The following is a 17,423-nucleotide window of genomic DNA, read 5'->3' on the forward strand; positions in this document are numbered from 1 at the left end:
CGGTGGTAAGTGGTGCGGTGGTGAGTGAGGCGGTGGTGAGTGAGGTGGTGGTGCGGGTCAGCCGGCCCACAGACGGTTACTGGCGAGCCGGGCGCCCTCGGCGAGAGCGGCGAGCTTCGCCCAGACGATCTCCTCGTGGCCCACCCGGGATCCGATCCCGCAGTCGGTCCCCGCCTGGAGGTTCTCCTTCCCGACGACACTGGCGAAGTTGGTCAGCCTCTCCGCGATGAGCTCGGGATGCTCGACCAGGTCCGTGGCGTGGCTGACCACGCCGGGGATGAGGATCTTGCCCTCGGGCAGCTTCACGTCCTCCCACACCCGCCACTCGTGCGCGTGCCGGACGTTGCCGGACTCGATGGCGTAGCCCTGCGCGTTGACCTTGATCAGCAGGTCCGCGATGTGCTCCAGCCCGATGTCCTGCGTGTGCGGGCGGTGGCCGCTGCCCCAGCAGGTGTGCATCCGGATCTGCTCGGCGGGCAGCCCGTCGATGCTGTGGTTGATGATCTCGACGGCGGACTCCAGGTAGCGCCGCAGGTCCTCGACCGTCCAGGTGGGGTGGAACTGCCAGGTGGTGGCGAACTCCGGCTCGTCGATCTGCAGGATCAGCCCGGCGTCGGTGATCGCCTTGTACTCCTCGCGCAGCGCCTCGGCGACGGCGAACATGTACTCTTCCTCGCTCGGGTAGTGAGCGTTCCTGGCTCCCGCGCCCAGGCTGAGCGGGCCGAGTGCGGCGATGAAGCCGTCTGCCTCGTGGCCTGCCGCTTCCCTGCCGGCCTGCCTGTCCGCCACCGCCTTCTTGAGCGCGGCGATGTCGCGCGCGATGGCGTCCTGGCCGATGTAGGTGATCGCGGAGGTGCACACGCGGCCGGTCGTCGGCAGTTTGGGCACGGCGCCGGGAGTCGAGAAGCCCGGCCTGACCGGCCCTCCGGAGCCGGCCAGCCACAGGCCGGAGGCGTACGTGCCGGGGAAGTCGGCCTTGTCGCGCGCCGCGACGTACTCGCGCTTGGGCGGGACGTCCGGGTCGATGGGCAGCGTCTCCCAGCCGGTCACGCGGGCGTGGATGTAGCCGCTGTAGCCGGCCATGTTCGCGGCCTTGACGTACTCGCCGTCGTTGACCGTGTCCAGGCCGCACGCGAGCTGCCGGTCCACGACCTCGCCCACGGCGGTGGGCAGGCGTGCGTCGATCGCCTTCCGGTCCCCTCCGGCGATCAGCCGGTCGAGATCGGACGGGCGCGGCAGGTTGCCGCCGTGTGTGGTGAGGATCCGCCGGTTTCCGCGCCTCATGCGTGTCTCCTAGCCGAGGTGTCTGCTCCCGCGCCGACGCGCAGGAACTTCTGCAGTTGGTGCCGGTCGCACGAGGGCGCGACCCGGCCGGGTCTGATGGCGAAGCTGTAGGTGACCTCCGCGACGTACAGGTCGCCGTGGGAGTCCAGCGCGATCCCGTGCGGGGCGATGAAGTTGCCCGGTTCCGTGCGGTGCTCCGAGGAGTCGCCCCACCGCTCGATCACCTCGCCGTACGGGTTGAGCACGGTCAGCCGGGCGGGCTGGTCCCGCTCCGTCTTCCCGTGGGTGAAGGAGCTGCCGCCCTCCGGCCGCCACAGCTCGACGACGTACACCGAGCCGTCCGGGGCGATGGTGAGGTCGCACGGCCGGCGCACGTCGGTCCACTCATCGAGGAACGTGCCGTCCGGGGTGAAGATCTGGATCCGGTCGTTCTCGCGGTCGCCGACGAACACCCGCCCGTCCGGGGCGATGTCCAGGCAGTGCGGCAGGTGGAACTCGCCTGGGCCGGTGCCGGGCTCGCCCCACGAGGCGATCAGCTCGCCGTCGGGGGTGAACCGGTGGACGCGGGAGTTGCCGTACCCGTCGCTCACGTAGAGGTCGCCGCCCGGCGCGACGGCGAGAGCGGTGCACCGGTTGAACGGCGGCCCGCCGTACCGGACGCCCTCCACGCTGTGCACGCGCGCGGGCTGCCCGGAGACGAAGCCGGTGTCCGAGGCCGCTCCTGGCGTGCCCAGCGTCATCAGCAGCCTGCCGTCGGGGGTGAACCTGCGCACGGTGTGGTCGCCCGCGTCCACGCAGTAGACGCTCCCGTCCGGGCCTACGGTCAGGCCGTGCGGGGTGGTGAAGACACCCTTTCCCCAGCTCCGTACGTACGTGCCGTCGCGCTCGTACACGATGACCTGCCCGTCGAAGCGGGTGAACAGGTAGACGCGGTCGCCGGCGTCCACGTCCACCGCGGCGACGTCCGCGTGGGCCAGGCCCCCGGGCAGCCGCTCCCAGCCGGCGTCCACCTCGAAGCGCCGCTCGCGCCCGCGCGTGATCGCCGTCATGACGCCGCCCCGGAGCGCGGCGCGGGCAGCCAGCCCCACGGATGCGTCCCCCACCCTGGCGGGACCAGGGCGCCGGCCCGCACGGTGTGCACCGGCCGCAGGCCGAAGCCGCCGTGGAAGACCTCCTGCGCGGTGTCGGTGAACGCGAAGTCGCCCTCGACCAGGTCGATCACGGTCAGGTCGGCCTCCCGGCCGATCGCGACGGCGCCGAGCTCGGCCGCGGCGCCGATCGCGCGGGCGGCGTTCACCGTGGTCATCCTGATCACGTCGGGCAGGTCGTAGCCGACGGCCATGAACTTGGCCATGCACTCCAGCAGGGAGTGGAAGCTCTGCCCGGCCAGGGTCAGGTCGCTGCTGATGGTGTCGGGGGCCAGGCCGAGCGCCCGCTGCTCGCGGGCGACCCGGTAGCCGAAGTTGCCCCGGCCGAGGGCCGAGTCGAGGACGACGCCGCGCTCGCGGGCGGCGAGCAGGGCGGGCATCATGCGGTCCGCGGCGTCGGTCACGCCGCCGTGGTTCGGGGTGCACAGGTGGGTGAGGATGTCCCCGGCGTCGAGCTGCTCGACGGCGAACCGGGTGGCCGGCTCCAGCAGGTGCGGGTCGGGGCGGCGGCGCGCGGACAGGTCGCCGATGTGCACCATGAGCGGCACCCCGTGCTCGCGCGCCACCGCCTTCGCCGCGGCCAAGACGTCCTTGCCCTTCTCCGCGATCAGCGGCCCGACCAGCCGCAGCTTGATGCCCTGGACCAGGCCGGGATTGGCGGCGACGCACTTGGCGATGGCGACCGGGTCGATCTCGTGCATGCTGTTGACGTCGACCATGGTCGGCATGGTGTGGGCGAAGCTGCCGATGTTGAGGAACGGGATGACGCGGGTGCGGGCGTTCGGCTGGATGTAGGCGGAGAAGACCCCGATGTTGGCCACCCCGACAGACCCGGCGTCCACCAGCGTCGTCACTCCCGACCCGACGCCGATGACGTCCGGGTCGCAGCCCTCCATGCCCACGCCCGGGGTGATCGCCCCGTGTGCGACGTGCGTGTGCAGGTCGATCAGGCCGGGGACGACGTAGCGGCCGGGGCCGCTGACGTCGATCACCCGGCGTGCCTCGGCGACCGGCAGGTCTGGGCCGATCGCGCTGATCCGCCCGGCGGTCACGGCGACGTCCATGACGCCGTCGAGTCCTTGGCCGGGGTCGAGCACCCGTCCGCCTTTGATCAGCAGGTCGCACCGGATGGCCGGGGCGTCGTCCATTAGTCCTCCTGTCAGGGGTCCCGCTCGGCGAGCCGGGGGGGTGGTGTCGGTTTGCTCGTCTCGCGGTCAGAAGGGGTCCCAGCCCCCTGGCAGGGCGGTCAACTGCACGGCCCAGGCCTGTTCGAGCGCGTCGGCCGAGTCGGCCAGCCCGATCCCGGCCAGCACCTCCAGCCCGTCGGCGCCCGGCCGGCGTACCGGATGTCCCAGGCGGGGCGGGTTGTGCCGGACCCGGATGGCGATCCCGGGCATCACCACCTCGCCGGCCTCCTCGGAGACCTGACTGACGGCCAGCCCGCTGGAGCGGACGTACGGGTCGGTCATCAGCTCCGCGAGCGGCGTGACGGCGTGCGCGCCCGCCCCGGCCGCGGTCAGGCGCTCGACCCACCCGGCCGCGTCGCCGGTGCGGAAGACGGCCTCCAGGGCCGCTTCCGCGTCGTCCGCCGCCAGGGCCTGCTTGAGTGCGGGCAGCGCCGAGAGCTGTGCGCGGGTCGCCCCGAGGAAGAACCAGCGGTCGGCGGCCCGATAGAAGCGGTGCCACGGGTCCGTCCCGAGTGCTTCCGGGCCGCGCGGCTCGGCGCTCGTCGTGGTCGCCGTGCGGATCGCGTACCTCGCCTGCTGGTAGAGGCCTGTCTGAGTGAGCGAGGTGCGCACGTGGTGACCCTCGCCGGTGACCGCGCGGTGGTAGAGGCCCAGCGCGGTGGCGAAGGCGGCCATGGTGCCGGTGCCGTAGTCGAGCAGGTTGTAGGGGCCGAGGACGGCCGGGCGGCCGGCACCGCCGGTCCTGGTCATGATGCCGGTCGCGGCCTGGCCCTGGGTCTCGTACCCTCGGCGGCCGGCCCACGGGCCGCCCGGTCCGTAGCAGCTCACCGAGGCGTAGACGATGCCGGGGCGGCGGGCCCGCACGTGCTCGTAGCCGAGGCCGTAGCGTTCGGCGGTCCGCTCGGGGAAGTTGCAGGTCAGGACGTCGGCCTGGTCGATGAGGCGCCACAGGACCCGCTGGCCCGCGCCGGACTTCACGTCCACGAGGGCCGTCCGCTTGCCGCGGTTGACGAAGCCGTGCGCGCCGACACGCCGCTGCGGCGCGTTGATCTTGACGACGTCGGCGCCGAACTCGGCCAGGATGCGGCCCGCGCTCGGCCCGGCCAGGATCTGGGTGAGGTCCACCACCCGCAGCCTCTCGTACGGGAGCCCGCCGCCCGCCTCGGCAGGAGGCGCTTGGGGGAGTGGTGTGCCGAGGTCCGCCAGGATGCCGGCGCGGTCGGCGTCGGGCAGGTGGCGCGGCCGTGCCCGGAGCGGGGGAGCCGCCGACAGGCACAGCGCCGAGCCCGGCAGCACCGTCGTCCCGAGCAGCGGATCCTCGACCTCGACGACCTGCCCGGCGGCACGGGCGTGGACGTTGTCCAGCCACTCGTCCGTCGTCCGCACCGCGGCGAGCGGCACGCCGGCCGCGTTCGCCAGGTCCTCCCACTCCAGCGCGGTCCTGGTGCCGAACAGCGCGGTCAGCCGTTCCTGGAGCAGCAGCCGCAGCTCAGGATCCTGATCCAGCCGGGGCCGGTCGGTGAGCCCCTCGCCCGCCCAGGCCGTCACCCCGGCCGCGTCGAGGAACCAGGTGAGGAAGCGGGTCGTCGCCCCGATCGGGTTGAACTGCACATATCGGCCGTCGGCGCAGCGGTAGGTGCCGCTCCCGTTGCTGCTGATCGCCCGCTCCGGCGGCAGCCCGCGCTCGACCGGGTACGCGCCGCTCCCGCCGATGGCCTCGAACATGGCGTCGAACAGCGGCACCTCGATGCGATCACCACGACCGCTCCGGTGCCGGGCGGTCAGGCTCGCCACGATCGCGAAGGCCCCGCAGAACGCGGCGAAGTTCGACGCGACGGGAAGGGCGGTATAGGTCGGGCGGGTGGCGTCCCAGCCGTCGGGCGCGTGCCCGGCCCGGATCCGGCAGTTGCCGGTCGCGGCCGCGATGACGCCCTCCCAGCCCGGCACCCCGGCCCGCGGGTCGTCGGCGGCGAAGCCCGGCATCGAGCAGAAGACCAGCCGCGGGTTGGCCGCGCTCGTCTCCGCCCAGCCCAGGCCGAGCCGGTCCATCACCCCCGGCCGGAAGTTCTCGACCAGGACGTCGGCCCGCCGGACGAGGTCACGCGCGATCTCCAGATCCCGCCCGTTCTTCAGGTCGAGGGTGATGCGCCGTTTGCCGCGGTTGAAGAACGCGTCCTCGACCGGCGGCTCGACGCCCGGGCGATCGACGCGCACGACGTCTGCCCCCTGGTCGGCGAGCAGCATCGCGGCCAGCGGCCCGGCCACGTGATGGCCGAGGTCGACGACCCTGATCCCGTGCAGGACCCCCTCGGAGCCGGTCATCGTGCCGTCTCCTGGGGGTCCGACGAGTACTCGCCGAACATCGCGCCGTCCTCCACCGGCTGCGAAGGCGCGGCGGGTGCCGGCCGGTGCAGTACGCACGCGACGCTGTGCTCCCCGTCGATCCGCAGCAGCGGCGGGTCCAGGTGCGCGCACTCGTCCTGCGCGACCGGGCAGCGGGTACGGAAACGGCACCCCGACGGAGGGCTCGCCGGATCGGGCAGGTCACCGTGGAGCACGATGCGCCGCCGCGACCGCTGCGCGTCCGGATCGGGAACGGGCACCGCCGACAGCAACGCCTTGGTGTACGGGTGCCGCGGGTTCTCCGCGATCTGCGCCGCGGGCCCCTCCTCGACGATCCGGCCCAGGTACATCACCGCGATCCGGTGCGACAGGTGCCGTACGGTGGCGAAGTCGTGCGACACCAGCACCAGCGCCTGCCCGGTCTCCTCCTGGATCGACAGCAGCAGGTTGAGGATCTCCGACCGGGTGGACAGGTCCAGCGCGGAGGTCGGCTCGTCGGCGACCAGCACACTCGGCGAGAGCGCCAGCGCGCGGGCGATGCAGGCCCGCTGGCGCTGCCCGCCGGACAGCTCGTCCGGGTACCTGTCCGCGAACGCCGGATCCAGCGTGACCCGGCCGAGCAGCTGCGCGGCCCGCTCACGCATCTCGCCCCGGCCGATCCGGCCGTGGACCAGCAGCGGCTCGGCGACGGCGTGGCCGACCGTCTTGGTCGGGTCGAGCGCGCCGTACGGGTCCTGGAAGATGACCTGGAGCCTGCCGCGCATCTCCTTCAGCTCCCGGCCGCGCGCCCGGGTGACGTCCTTGCCCTCCACCTCGACCGTTCCGCCGTCCGGCGTGAGCAGCCTGGCCATCAGACGGCCGACCGTCGTCTTGCCCGACCCGGACTCGCCGACGATGCCGACCGTGGTGCCGGCCTTGACCTCCAGGTCGACGCCGTCCACGGCCCGTACGCTCTCCAGCGTCCGGCCCAGCAGGCTGCGGCGCAGCGGGAACGACTTGGTCAGGCCGCTCACCCGCACGACCACCTGATCCTCAGCCACGGACGGCCCCCTTCAGAGTCAGCTCCCCGCCGGCCACCCGGCCGCATCGCGTCCGATGGTCGTCGCTCAGCGCGGTGTCGGCCTGTGGCCGTCCGCAGAAGGAGTCGACGCTGTGCTCACAGCGGGGCTCGAACCGGCAGCCCGCCGGGAACTGTCCCGCCGACGGGACCCGCCCCTTGATGACGGTCAGGTTGGTCCGCGCCCGGCCCGACTGCGGCACGGCGCTGAGCAGGGCGCTGGAGTACGGGTGCTTCGGCTCGTAGAAGAGTCCGTCCACGGGGGTCCGTTCGGCGATGTGACCGGCGTACATGACGACCACGTCGTCGCAGAAGTCCGCGACCACGCCGAGGTCATGGGTGACCAGCAGGACGGCCAGGTCGAGGTCGCGGCGCAGCTCACGCAGCAGTTCGAGGATCTCGGCCTGGATCGTGACGTCGAGCGCCGTGGTCGGCTCGTCGGCGATCAGCAGCTTCGGCTCGCAGGCGATGGCGGCGGCGATCATGACGCGCTGCTGCATGCCGCCGCTCATCTCGTGCGGGTAGGAGCGCAGCCTCTTGTCCGCCTTCGGGATGCCGACCCGCTCCAGCAGCTCACCCGCCCGCTTGAGCGCCACCGAGCGCCGCTCGCCCAGGTGCAGCCGCCGTACCTCGGCGATCTGGTCGCCGACGGTCATCGTCGGGTCGAGGCTGCTCATCGGCTCCTGGAACACCATGCCGACCGGCCCGCCGCGGACCCGGCGGAGCTGGCGCCTGGTGCAGGTGAGCAGGTCCACGCCGTCGAAGAGGACCGAACCGGCGACGACGCGCACGGCGGCGGGCAGCAGCCCCAGGATCGCCATGGAGGTCAGCGACTTGCCGCAGCCCGACTCGCCGATCAGCGCGACCGCGCGGCCCCTGTGCACGTCGAACGTGACGTCCTCGACGAGCCCCGGCTGCACGGCGCCGCCGGGTAGATCGATGGTGAGCCCTCTGACGGAGAGCAGCGGCTCGCCGCCTGACGGCTGTCCGGTGCCGTTCTGCTGTCCCGGTCCCGGGGTCATGTGCGCCTCCTGAGGCCGACGGCGTCACGGATCGAGTCGCCGATCGTGTTGAACGCGAGGACGGTCAGCACCATCGCGACCCCGGATGGCACCACCGAGAAGGGGGAGTCGAACTGGTTGGTGTACGCGGCCTTCAGCATCGAGCCCCAGCTCGCGTCCGGCGGCTGGACCCCGAGGCCGATGAAGCTCAGGCTCGCCTCGGCCAGCAGCGCGACCCCCATCAGGATCGTGACCTGGACCAGCAGCGGAGCGGCGATGTTGGGCAGGATGTGCACCCAGAGGGTGCGCCGGGTGGAGGAGCCGATCGCCACCGCCGACTCCACGAAGGTCTCCTCCGCGACCGCCAGCGTCGCGCCGCGCACGACGCGGAACAGGCCGGGCGCGAAGATGATGCCCACCGCGAGCATGGCGTTGACCAGCCCCGGGCCGAGCACGGCGACGATGGCCAGCGCCCCGACCAGCGCGGGCAGGCTCAGGATTGTGTCGGCCAGCCGCCCCGCGACGGCGTCCACGACACCGCGGCGCAGCCCCGCCCACAGCCCGAGCGGCAGCCCGATGAGCAACGCGACGCCCACTGAGATGAGCGGCGCGGTGACGGCGATGCGGGCGGCCTGGATGATCCGGCTGGCCACGTCCCGGCCGAACTCGTCGGTCCCGAGCAGGTGCGTCGAGCTGAGGCCGGCGAACCGGTTGCCCAGGTCCTGGACCTCCGGGTCGTGCGGCGAGACGAGTGGCCCGGCGACCGCGAGGAAGACGAGGAGGAGGACGAATCCGACGGCGACCGCGCTGGCCGGGCGGCGCACGATCGTGCTGACGACGTTGAGCGGGCGGGAGCGCCGCGTGGCCGCCGTGGTCATCGTGGTCATGCGGTACGCACCTTCGGGTTGATCCAGCCGTAGGCCAGGTCCACGATGAGGTTGATCAACACCACGATCACGGCGCTGAGCAGGACATATCCTTGGATCATCGGATAGTTTCGTTGCAGCACCGAGTTGATGGCCAGGGAGCCGAGGCCGGAGATCCCGAACACCGCCTCCACCACGATCACACCGCCGAACAGCCGTCCGGCCTGCAGGCCGAGCACGGTCACGACGGGGATGGCCGAGTTGCGCAGGATGTGCTTGCGCACCAGCCAGGCGCCGGAGGCTCCCCGTGCCCGCGCCGTGCGTATGTACGGGCGGGTGAGCACGTCGGCGACGCACCCTCTGGTGTGCCTGGCGAGCTCGGCGGCGGTGGCGAGCCCGAGCGCCGTGGCGGGGAGGACGACGTGCGAGAGCCAGACCCCGAACCCCTCCCTGATGTCGACGTATCCGGTCGCCGGCAGCCAGGGATTGGTCAGCGCGAACAGCGAGACGAGCACCATCGCCAGCCAGAAGCTGGGCATCGCGATGCCCAGCGTGGCGAGCGTCGACACCGCGCGGTCCACCCAGCTTCCCTGCGTCAGCCCCGCGGCCACCCCGGCCGAGACGCCGATCACGACCGCGACCAGGAGCGCCATCGTGGTGATGACCAGCGTCGCCGGCGCCGCCTCCGCGATCGTCGAGACGACGGATCGGTTGGTGGACAGCGAGTGGCCGAGGTCTCCGTGCAGGACGCCGGTGAACCAGTTGAAGTACTGCTCCAGCACCGGCTTGTCCAGGCCGAGCTCGGTGCGGATCCGGGCCACCTCTGCCACGGTGGCGTTCTCACCCGCGATCACCTCGGCCGGATCGCCGGGGATCAGTTGTACCAGCAGGAAGGTGAGTATCGACACAAGCCACAAGACCAGCAGACTGCCGCCGAGCCGGCGAATGATCATGCGTGGGCTCACCGTCACCTCCGTCCACCATGGGCGGAACGAAGTTCGTACTACTTCGATCCACAGGACTTTGTCCGATAATGGGACAAATTGTGCAATAGATGTAAACGCCATGCTGCCCTGCGGGTAAGGTGGCGTCAAGAGGGGGCCGTGGCGTAAATGGCCGGTTTCGGGATCGTTACTCGGCCTCTGCCGCAGGGCGCTGACCACTCGAAACGCCGCCGTGTCAGACGTCGGCGGCGGGTGGGTGTCTCCCACGTATAGCGGACGACGTCGCGCGGCGCCTCGGGCTGCAGTACAGGAGGCGACCGTACTCTTCGTCCTCAGCCACAGGACGCGCCCTGGCTCACTGTTCTGCCGCGGACCTGCGGGGGGTCTCGGTGCGGTAGGAATGGCCGAGCTCCGGGCCGAGCCCGAAGTAGTGGCGGAAGTTGTAGACGAGCGGGCTCCAGGCGGCGGGGTCGACGTGGTCGGTGCCGGGAACGAGCAGCCGGGGATCGGCGTGCACCTTCCGGACGAGAGCCTCGACGATGACGAAGGTGCCGTGGACGTCCGGCCGTACCCGCTCGGCGCGGGCCTCCAGCTGGATCGGGCATTCGGCGACGCGCGGCGGCCGGACCACGTGGGAAGCTTCGCCGTGCAGGCCCGCCGCGCCGAACTTGTCCGGCTCGAAGCGGCAGCCCTTCGCCTTGGTGGAGGGCACCGGATTCCGGCCGGTCAGCGGCGCCAGCCGTTCCACGACCGGCCACAGAGCGGGGCCGGGCAGGTTGATCACCAGGTCGGGTCGCTCGCCGAGATTGCGCGCGGTCTGCCCCTCGCGGCCCAGTCCGAGGACGACCGTCTGCCCGAGCGCCCACGCGGAGGACATCGGGGCGAGGTTGAACGAGCCGTCCTCGTTCTCCGTCGAGAGGAGCACCACCGGCGTCCCGAAGTACAGGATGCTCGGCTCGATCACTACGTGGGCTGCGGCTGCCTGCGCGGGCAGGGCGTGGAAGGGTGCGGCATTCATGCAGCGCAGCCTAAGATCGGGACATTTCGCCATCCGCCGAAGTGTCACGGGTCGCCGGCGTCTTCACCGCTTCACCGCGATGGGCGGCACCTGTCCCTATTATTGGGATATGACTGCTGGCCCTCCTCAACCTGTCGGCCGTGACGAGTGGCGCGTCTCCCATGACGAGCGCGAAGCGGTGGTGGAACGGCTGAACACGGCGGCGGTCGAGGGCCGCATCGACCTCGACGAGCTGGACGCGCGGCTCGACCTGGCGCTGAACGCCAAGACGTACGCCGACCTGGCCCGGCTCACCGCCGATCTGCCGCCGGACGTCCCGGTGAACCAGGAGCCGCTGGTCCTCAAGGGCGGCATGCACGGCGTGACCCGCTCCGGGCGCTGGGAGGTGCCCGGGCACATCATCATCCACGGCGGGATGGGCGCCGCCAAGCTCGACTTCACCCAGGTCGAATGCCGGCTGCCCGAGATCAGGATCGAGGCGGAAGGCCAGATGGGCGGCATCACCATCATCATCCCTGACGGCTGGGCCGCGGACACCTCCCGGATGGACGGGGGCCTCGGAGGGTTCAAGGACAAGACGACATCGCAGCGGCTCCCCAGGACACCACTGGTCCGCCTCTCGGGCACCGGCGGCGCCGGAGGGGTGGTCATCCGGCACCGCAACGCCTGGGAACGCCGCAAGCAGCGCCGCCTTCATGGGTGACGGCGTGTTCGGCGCCATCTCGCGTGGTGGGTGCTGCCGTGGCCGTCATCGCCTTGTAAGAAGTGACGCGGCGATGCGCTTCTAGGGTGGCCGGCATGAGCACCAGGCGAACGACGGCCGCCACGATGGCGATGCTCGCCCTGCTGGCCGCCGCCTGCGGCACCGCGGCCCGCGACGAACCAGGACCCGCGGCCGGGGACACCTCGGCATCGGCGGCCTCCCCGCCGGTCTCCCCGCCGGTCTCCCCGCCGGGTCCGGAACAGTCGGCGGGCGAGGCTCCGGTGCCCGCCGCACTGCGGTTCACCGCCCAGACGCTGGATGGCAAGGCCTTTCGGGGGGAGAGCCTGGCGGGCAGGCCCGTCGCCTTCTGGTTCTGGGCGCCGTGGTGTCCCAAGTGCCTGTCGGACGCGCCCGCCGTCAAGGCGGCGGCCGCCCGGCAGGGCGATGTCGCGTTCGTCGGAGTCGCCGGACTGGACACCCAGGCGGCGATGCAGGCGTTCGTCCAGCGCACCGGGACCGGCGATCTCGTGCACCTGGCCGACGCCGAAGGCGCGGTATGGACGAAGCTCGGCGTCAGCGAGCAGTCCACCTTCGTGTTCATGAAACCGGACGGCTCGGCGGAGAAGGTATCCGGTCCACTCGGCCGGGACAAGCTGGAGGAGCACCTGCGCGCTCTGGTCGCCCGGTAGCCGAATCGATGTCCTCCTTCGGTACCGGTGTGTCGCAGGCGCCGCTGGCCCTGGCGCTCACCGCCGGGATGGTGGCCGCGTTCAATCCGTGCGGCTTCGCCATGCTGCCGGCCTATCTCACCTTGCTGATCAACGACCGGGGAGCCGGCCCCGTTCGCCGGGCACTGGTCCTGGCGGCGGCGATGACCGCCGGATTCGTCACCGTCTTCGGTCTGTTCGGGCTGGTCGTGACCGTGCTGGCCGTGTCGGTGGGCGGCCACCTGCCGTGGGCGACCCTGGTCATCGGGGCGGTTCTGGTGGGGCTGGGTCTGTGGTTGCTGTCCGGCCGGGAGCTGGTGCTGCGCTTGCCGGGCCTGGCCACCGGCCGTCCCACGACCTCACCGCTGTCGCTGTACGGCTATGGCCTGTCGTATGCGGTGGCCTCCTTGTCGTGCACGGCGGGGCCGTTCCTGGCGGTCACCTCCGCCGCGCTGTCCGGCGGCGGAGTAAGCGGTGGGGTGGCGGCCTTCACCGCCTACGCGCTGGGCATGGGCTTGATCGTCGCCGTTCTGTCGCTGGCGGTGGCGCTCGCCCGCGCCGCCGTGGTGGCCCGGTTGCGGCGGCTGCTGCCGTATGTGTCCAGGGCCAGCGGTGGCCTGCTCACCCTCGCGGGCCTGTACGTCCTGTACTACGGCTGGTACGAGCTGCGCGTCTTCGCGGGCCAGGACGCGGACGATCCGATCGTGGGCGCGGTGACCGCCGTGCAGTCGACCGTCGCCGGCTGGGTGGCCGGGCTCGGCCCGGGATGGCTCACGCTCGTGCTTCTCCTCTTGCTCGCCGTGGTGACGCTGGTCGTACGCGCGGCACGTCGCCGCGATCGTGCCCGCTGACAGCCTGTCGCCGCAGGCGGCAGTGCGGTCGCCGGTCCGGTCACGGTGCCCAGGCTCATGACGGCGCCCCTGGTGGCGACGCCGAGCGTGGTGCGCTCGCTCCACCGGCTGGTCCGATCGCCGCGTCCACCATCTCGGCCGTTCAACGACCTCGCCGCGCACGACGGCTGGCACCCCTGGACGGCCGCCCGGCCCCGGGTCGGCGATGAGCGACAAGGCCGGCGGGCGCCGGGGTTGGGCGTGGTCAGCCCCCTCCGCCGGCGATGTAGGCGGCGGGGTCGTACTGGAGGCGAAGCCGCTGGATCTTGCCGTCGGCGAAGGTGAAGAATTCGGCGAACCTGACGATGCCCTTGGGCAGGTGGGCGTCGTAGAGAACGGCGCTGCCTTCGGACCCGTGGACCTCCTGGATCATCTCGATCTTGCCGACGTTGGCGATGAATCCTTTGACGCCCTGCAGGAAGCGGGCCGCCCCGGTGACGTGTCCGGCAAGGGGGCCCTCGAACTCGAGGTCGTCGGCCAGCAGGGGCGCGAGTTCCCGGCCCTCGTCGTAGTTCTCGATCCCGCCCGTAAGGACCTGGTAGTAGGCCTTGAGCAGGGGAGGGGCGGTGCCGGTGATGACGGTCATGCGGTCTCCCTCGATCGTCGCTTGGTGGTTGAGAAACTAAACCATGAAGTTGAGAAGAGCAACCATGGCGAGATAGAGTGGAGCCATGCGCTCGTACAACCAGTACTGCTCGATGGCCCGTGCGCTGGACCTGGTTGGCGACCGCTGGACGCTGCTCATCGTCCGCGAACTGCTCACCCAAGGGCCCTGCCGGTTCTCCGACCTGCGACGCGGACTGCCCGGCATCGCCAGTAACCTCCTCGCCGATCGCCTGCGTGAGATGGAGTCGGCCGGGCTGATCGCTCGCCACGATGAGCCGCCACCGGTCGCCGCTTCGCTGATCGGGCTCACCAGTCGCGGCCAGGACCTGGACGGCGTCGTGCGCGAACTGACGCGCTGGGGCGCGCCCCTGATGCTCGCCCCGCCGGCCGGCGACGCATTCAGGGTGCACTGGTTCACGCTGCCGCTGCGCCACCTGTGCCGCGACGGCTCACCCGAGGACCCAGCCGTCACCGTACGCCTGGGCGACCTGCACGACGGCTGCGACATCACCGCCGACCACGGCCGCATCGACGTACGTCCCTGCTCGACCGAGCGCCGACCCGACGCCACGATCACCGCGCCGCCGCAGGTACTCGTCGCGCTCTTCACCGGACTGATGACCCCTGCGACGGCCAAGACCGAAGGGCTGATCGTCGAAGGCTCCGCGGCGGCACTCGACCGCCTTCTCCCGAACAGAGGACCCGCCGATGGCTGACGGTCGAGGCACGTCGCACCTTCTCGAGGAGATCGACGCGGAACCGCCGCCTCTGTGACCATGGGAACGCGGACCATGCGGGAATGGGTCGCCTTCCCGGCCCGGCAGAGCGACACGGCGATTCTCGCGCTGTGGCGAACGTGGCGCACGAACGCCCACCACTACGTGGATTCCCCGCAACGATCAAGCTGATCGGCAGGTGCGCTCCGGTCTAGGCCGCACTTCGCACAGGCGGCTGACATCATGCGGACGCTGCGGCGCGGTGCTGACTGGCGGTCTGACCGCGCTGCCGGTCACCTGGTGACCGCCATGAGCGCGGCGATGGCGAGCAAGCGGCGGCCCCTGTTGGCGGCCTCTCGCCGAACACCTGCCCCCTCGCCGTCGGCGCCGTGGACGCGGTGGTGTTCGCCATGGTGCTGTGCTCGGTGCCAGACCCTGCGGCCGCGCTGGCTGAAGCGATGAGGGGGGGTGTGTCCAGTTTTCGGCTCTGGCCCACTTTCGGTGGTGACGGACCGTGGTTAGCTGAGCAGAATGCGATGGCGGAGGAGCGCGAAGCCGGCTCGGCCGTACAGCTGCCTCTTGATCATTTTCGTCTTGGTGTTGACGCCTTCGGTGCCGCCATTGTGGAACGGGAGGGTGAGTGCGGCGTTGACGGCGTCCCGGTCGTAGTCCAGCCCGCGGGTGAAGGCGTGCAGGTGGGGCAGGCCAACCTGGCGCGCTTGTTCGATCCAGGCTGTCAGGAGCTGGTCGTTGCCCTGTTGGGGGTCGAGGAGAGCGGCGAAGTCCCGGACGAGTCCGGCGAGCATGGTCATCTCGTGGCAGGCGGCGATGGCGGCATCCAGTCGCTCGGCCTGGTCGTTCGTGAGCTTGCCCGGTTCGGTGAGGAGAAGGCCGGCCAGACGCTTGGGCGAGATCGCGGGCCGATCGCATTCGACGCGGCCTTGGTTGATGTAGCGGTAGAGCAGGTTCTGACTGCCGGTGTAGCCGAGTTCCTTGATCTCAGCGAGGAGCTGCTGGACCGGCACAGCGGGATCTTCGGCCCGGCGTTGCCGCAGATGGTCACGGAACGGGTCGACGTGGGCCGGTACTTCGGCACGCGCACCAGCCGTTCGGGTTCACCGACCCGGGCGTAGCGCTTGACGGTGTTGAGCGCCAGGCCCAGGCGACGTGCGCATTCCAGCAGCCCGACACCCTGGTCGAGCAGGGTATGAACTTGCTGCCAGCGCTCGCGCGTGGTGGCGGCCCGCATCCCTTCTTTCGGCGGCGGACCGCTCTTGCCCCAGCAGAGCGAGTGCGCGCCGACCTCCTTCACCACGGCCTCGGCCAGGTTGTGCCAGACATGCCAGCGATCATCGACCTGCACCGCGTCAGGCAGGGCCCGGCGAATCGCCTCGGCGTAGGCGCCGCTGCTGTCACGGCACACCACCCGCACACCGGGATGAGCACGCAACCACGCTTCCAGGGTGTCGGCCTGACGATCGGCGAGCACGTCGATGCGCTCCCGCGTGATCGCGTCGATGATCACGGTGGCGTAGCGGTGCCGTTTGCGGAGCGCGAAGTCGTCCACCCCGATCACCGCCGGCACCGGACGGACCGGCAGAGGCAGGCCCAGCAACGACCGGATCGCGCTCTGCCGTGACAGCCCAACTCCCAGCACGGCCAGCAGCCGAGACGCCGCCCGCCCGGCCAGCTCCCGTACCACCGCCCCCACCTGCGTGGTCAAGGCGATCGTGCGGCGCTGATACGGCTCGGCCAGCCCGGGCAGCGGCTCCCGGAACGTCTGCCGCTCGCACCCGACCTGCGCGCACCTCAGCCGCCGAAACCTCAGCCGCACCAGCACCCGTTGCCCGGCTAACGGCAGGTCCGCCAGTTGCCGATCCACATAGCCGTGCACCCGCCCGGCTGCCCCGCAGCCGGGACACGCCACCGGCGCGCCCGTGGAGGCGACATGCACCACGATCCCCCTGGCCCCGGACCGAACGCTGCCAATGACCAAGTCGGCCAGATGCGGGAGCACCAACCCTGAAAGATCCTTTACGTCACACCGGCGTCACGCTGACACAGGACCTCGAGATAGCCATGAACCGACACGAACTATCACGTTCCGTCACCACCGAAAGTGGGCCAGAGCCGAAAACCGTACAGTCCCAGGCTGAGCAGGAGTACCGGGCGGTCCTGGCCATTGTGCTAGAGGTGCTGGGCGGGCGGCATCCCATCACGTTGGCAGTCCGGAATGGGATCGCTTACGTGCTGACGGAGCAGGCCCGGTACGGGGAGGCCGAGCGGGCGTACCGAAAGGTACTGGCGGTCCGGCGGGAAGTGCTCGGTGAGCACCACCCCGACACACTGACCGTTCGGAATGGGGTCGCTTATGTGCTGGCCGAGCAGGGCCGACATGGGGAGGCCGAGCAGGAGTTTCGGGAGATACTGGCGGTCCGGCGGGAAGTGCTCGGTGAGCACCACCCCCGCACACTGACCACCCGGCGAAGCCTAGAGGCCGTGCAGCAGGTGCGCGATGAAGATCTGGGTCTTCGACCCCTATGGGAACTGTAGTCCTTTGTCAAGAGGGCATCCCATATAGAGCTAGATCAGGAGACATTCCATTGGCTCGTGCGTAGCTCGCGTAGATCAGGAATGTGGTTGTACAGCGTGCCCGGGCTGACACCCAGCAGCTTGGCGATCGAGGTGATGGAGTTTTCGGGGTTGGGCAGCATGTCACGGGCGGCGCGTAGCAGTTCGGGGGTGATGACGGTGGGACGGCCGCCGGTGCGGCCGCGTGCTTTGGCGGCGGCTAGGCCGTCGCGGGTGCCGGCCACGATGAGCTCGCGGATGAATTCTGCGAGCGCGGCGAAGACGTGGAAGATGAGCCGGCCGCCCGGCGTGGTGGTGTCGAGGTTCTCATGCAGCGAGGTGAAGCCGATCTCGCGCTTAAGCCTCTCCAGCGATCTTCAGG

General features: G+C 70.9%; 16 protein-coding genes and 1 pseudogene. 5 read left to right on the plus strand and 12 right to left on the minus strand.

What is annotated here, in order from left to right; translation table 11 throughout:
• Positions 1-57: 57 nt before the first annotated feature.
• The 9 genes from OIE67_RS15840 to OIE67_RS15880 all read right to left on the minus strand — a co-directional run bounded on the left by OIE67_RS15840 (position 58) and on the right by OIE67_RS15880 (position 10,848).
• The gene (locus OIE67_RS15840) at positions 58-1,284 is read right to left on the minus strand and encodes a cobalamin-independent methionine synthase II family protein (RefSeq protein ID WP_326640959.1); all 1,227 of its coding nucleotides are present in this window, start codon (positions 1,282-1,284) and stop codon (positions 58-60) included.
• The gene (locus tag OIE67_RS15845) at positions 1,281-2,333 is read right to left on the minus strand and encodes a peptidyl-alpha-hydroxyglycine alpha-amidating lyase family protein (protein WP_326640961.1); all 1,053 of its coding nucleotides are present in this window, start codon (positions 2,331-2,333) and stop codon (positions 1,281-1,283) included. The genes OIE67_RS15840 and OIE67_RS15845 overlap by 4 nt, the downstream gene beginning before the upstream one ends.
• Positions 2,330-3,580 carry an amidohydrolase family protein gene (locus tag OIE67_RS15850; protein ID WP_326640963.1) on the minus strand — a complete coding sequence of 417 codons (1,251 nt, stop codon included), beginning with the start codon at positions 3,578-3,580 and terminating at the stop codon, positions 2,330-2,332. Before OIE67_RS15850 ends, OIE67_RS15845 begins: the two co-directional genes overlap by 4 nt.
• 66 nt (positions 3,581-3,646) lie before the next feature.
• Positions 3,647-5,941, minus strand: coding sequence for a CaiB/BaiF CoA transferase family protein (locus tag OIE67_RS15855; RefSeq protein ID WP_326640965.1), 2,295 nt, complete (start codon positions 5,939-5,941; stop codon positions 3,647-3,649).
• Entirely contained in the window at positions 5,938-7,002 is a 1,065-nt protein-coding gene (locus OIE67_RS15860) for an ABC transporter ATP-binding protein (RefSeq protein WP_326640968.1), read from the minus strand. Before OIE67_RS15860 ends, OIE67_RS15855 begins: the two co-directional genes overlap by 4 nt.
• Positions 6,995-8,041 carry an ABC transporter ATP-binding protein gene (locus OIE67_RS15865; RefSeq protein WP_326640970.1) on the minus strand — a complete coding sequence of 349 codons (1,047 nt, stop codon included), beginning with the start codon at positions 8,039-8,041 and terminating at the stop codon, positions 6,995-6,997. The genes OIE67_RS15860 and OIE67_RS15865 overlap by 8 nt, the downstream gene beginning before the upstream one ends.
• Positions 8,038-8,907, minus strand: coding sequence for an ABC transporter permease (locus OIE67_RS15870; RefSeq protein ID WP_326640972.1), 870 nt, complete (start codon positions 8,905-8,907; stop codon positions 8,038-8,040). Before OIE67_RS15870 ends, OIE67_RS15865 begins: the two co-directional genes overlap by 4 nt.
• Complete coding sequence (locus OIE67_RS15875; protein WP_326640974.1) at positions 8,904-9,839, minus strand: ABC transporter permease; 936 nt, start codon at positions 9,837-9,839, stop codon at positions 8,904-8,906. The genes OIE67_RS15870 and OIE67_RS15875 overlap by 4 nt, the downstream gene beginning before the upstream one ends.
• A 346-nt stretch (positions 9,840-10,185) precedes the next feature.
• Positions 10,186-10,848 (minus strand): flavin reductase family protein, encoded by a 663-nt coding sequence (locus OIE67_RS15880; protein WP_326640977.1) that lies wholly within the window; start codon positions 10,846-10,848, stop codon positions 10,186-10,188.
• Positions 10,849-10,957: 109 nt separating this feature from the next.
• On the opposite strand from OIE67_RS15880, the gene OIE67_RS15885 reads away from it, so the two are divergent.
• The 3 genes from OIE67_RS15885 to OIE67_RS15895 all read left to right on the plus strand — a co-directional run bounded on the left by OIE67_RS15885 (position 10,958) and on the right by OIE67_RS15895 (position 13,109).
• On the plus strand, positions 10,958-11,551 hold the full coding sequence (locus OIE67_RS15885; RefSeq protein ID WP_326640978.1) for a DUF1707 SHOCT-like domain-containing protein: 594 nt from the start codon (positions 10,958-10,960) through the stop codon (positions 11,549-11,551).
• A gap of 95 nt (positions 11,552-11,646) precedes the next feature.
• Positions 11,647-12,240, plus strand: a complete 594-nt coding sequence (locus OIE67_RS15890) for a redoxin domain-containing protein (protein WP_326640980.1) — start codon at positions 11,647-11,649, stop codon at positions 12,238-12,240.
• 8 nt (positions 12,241-12,248) lie between these two features.
• Positions 12,249-13,109 (plus strand): cytochrome c biogenesis CcdA family protein, encoded by an 861-nt coding sequence (locus OIE67_RS15895; protein ID WP_326640982.1) that lies wholly within the window; start codon positions 12,249-12,251, stop codon positions 13,107-13,109.
• 244 nt (positions 13,110-13,353) lie between these two features.
• Here OIE67_RS15895 and OIE67_RS15900 read toward each other — a convergent pair whose 3' ends face one another.
• Positions 13,354-13,734: a nuclear transport factor 2 family protein gene (locus OIE67_RS15900; RefSeq protein ID WP_326640984.1), complete on the minus strand. Its 381-nt coding sequence runs from the start codon at positions 13,732-13,734 to the stop codon at positions 13,354-13,356.
• A gap of 85 nt (positions 13,735-13,819) precedes the next feature.
• Here OIE67_RS15900 and OIE67_RS15905 point away from each other — a divergent pair, with 85 nt between their 5' ends.
• Positions 13,820-14,470 (plus strand): winged helix-turn-helix transcriptional regulator, encoded by a 651-nt coding sequence (locus OIE67_RS15905; RefSeq protein WP_106247017.1) that lies wholly within the window; start codon positions 13,820-13,822, stop codon positions 14,468-14,470.
• Positions 14,471-14,988: 518 nt separating this feature from the next.
• On the opposite strand, the pseudogene OIE67_RS15910 reads toward OIE67_RS15905, so the two are convergent.
• Positions 14,989-16,490, minus strand: a pseudogene (locus OIE67_RS15910) (ISL3 family transposase).
• Positions 16,491-16,549: 59 nt separating this feature from the next.
• Between OIE67_RS15910 and OIE67_RS55450 the strand changes: the two are divergent.
• Positions 16,550-17,023, plus strand: a complete 474-nt coding sequence (locus tag OIE67_RS55450) for a tetratricopeptide repeat protein (protein ID WP_407674854.1) — start codon at positions 16,550-16,552, stop codon at positions 17,021-17,023.
• A 35-nt stretch (positions 17,024-17,058) separates the two neighbouring features.
• On the opposite strand, the gene OIE67_RS15920 is transcribed toward OIE67_RS55450, so the two are convergent.
• On the minus strand, positions 17,059-17,412 hold the full coding sequence (locus OIE67_RS15920; protein ID WP_326645365.1) for a recombinase family protein: 354 nt from the start codon (positions 17,410-17,412) through the stop codon (positions 17,059-17,061).
• Positions 17,413-17,423: the final 11 nt, after the last annotated feature.

It is taken from the genome of Nonomuraea fuscirosea (assembly GCF_035917475.1).
GTDB lineage: Bacteria > Actinomycetota > Actinomycetes > Streptosporangiales > Streptosporangiaceae > Nonomuraea > Nonomuraea fuscirosea.

What these genes read in the sequence shown, in the direction of transcription:
- OIE67_RS15855 (WP_326640965.1), bottom strand. Translation starts at nt 5,941, where the DNA reads ATGACCGGCTCCGAGGGGGTCCTGCACGGGATCAGGGTCGTCGACCTC.
- OIE67_RS55450 (WP_407674854.1), top strand. Translation starts at nt 16,550, where the DNA reads ATGAACCGACACGAACTATCACGTTCCGTCACCACCGAAAGTGGGCCA.
- OIE67_RS15880 (WP_326640977.1), bottom strand. Translation starts at nt 10,848, where the DNA reads ATGAATGCCGCACCCTTCCACGCCCTGCCCGCGCAGGCAGCCGCAGCC.
- OIE67_RS15905 (WP_106247017.1), top strand. Translation starts at nt 13,820, where the DNA reads ATGCGCTCGTACAACCAGTACTGCTCGATGGCCCGTGCGCTGGACCTG.
- OIE67_RS15900 (WP_326640984.1), bottom strand. Translation starts at nt 13,734, where the DNA reads ATGACCGTCATCACCGGCACCGCCCCTCCCCTGCTCAAGGCCTACTAC.
- OIE67_RS15845 (WP_326640961.1), bottom strand. Translation starts at nt 2,333, where the DNA reads ATGACGGCGATCACGCGCGGGCGCGAGCGGCGCTTCGAGGTGGACGCC.
- OIE67_RS15875 (WP_326640974.1), bottom strand. Translation starts at nt 9,839, where the DNA reads ATGATCATTCGCCGGCTCGGCGGCAGTCTGCTGGTCTTGTGGCTTGTG.
- OIE67_RS15895 (WP_326640982.1), top strand. Translation starts at nt 12,249, where the DNA reads ATGTCCTCCTTCGGTACCGGTGTGTCGCAGGCGCCGCTGGCCCTGGCG.
- OIE67_RS15850 (WP_326640963.1), bottom strand. Translation starts at nt 3,580, where the DNA reads ATGGACGACGCCCCGGCCATCCGGTGCGACCTGCTGATCAAAGGCGGA.
- OIE67_RS15890 (WP_326640980.1), top strand. Translation starts at nt 11,647, where the DNA reads ATGAGCACCAGGCGAACGACGGCCGCCACGATGGCGATGCTCGCCCTG.
- OIE67_RS15840 (WP_326640959.1), bottom strand. Translation starts at nt 1,284, where the DNA reads ATGAGGCGCGGAAACCGGCGGATCCTCACCACACACGGCGGCAACCTG.
- OIE67_RS15885 (WP_326640978.1), top strand. Translation starts at nt 10,958, where the DNA reads ATGACTGCTGGCCCTCCTCAACCTGTCGGCCGTGACGAGTGGCGCGTC.
- OIE67_RS15865 (WP_326640970.1), bottom strand. Translation starts at nt 8,041, where the DNA reads ATGACCCCGGGACCGGGACAGCAGAACGGCACCGGACAGCCGTCAGGC.
- OIE67_RS15870 (WP_326640972.1), bottom strand. Translation starts at nt 8,907, where the DNA reads ATGACCACGATGACCACGGCGGCCACGCGGCGCTCCCGCCCGCTCAAC.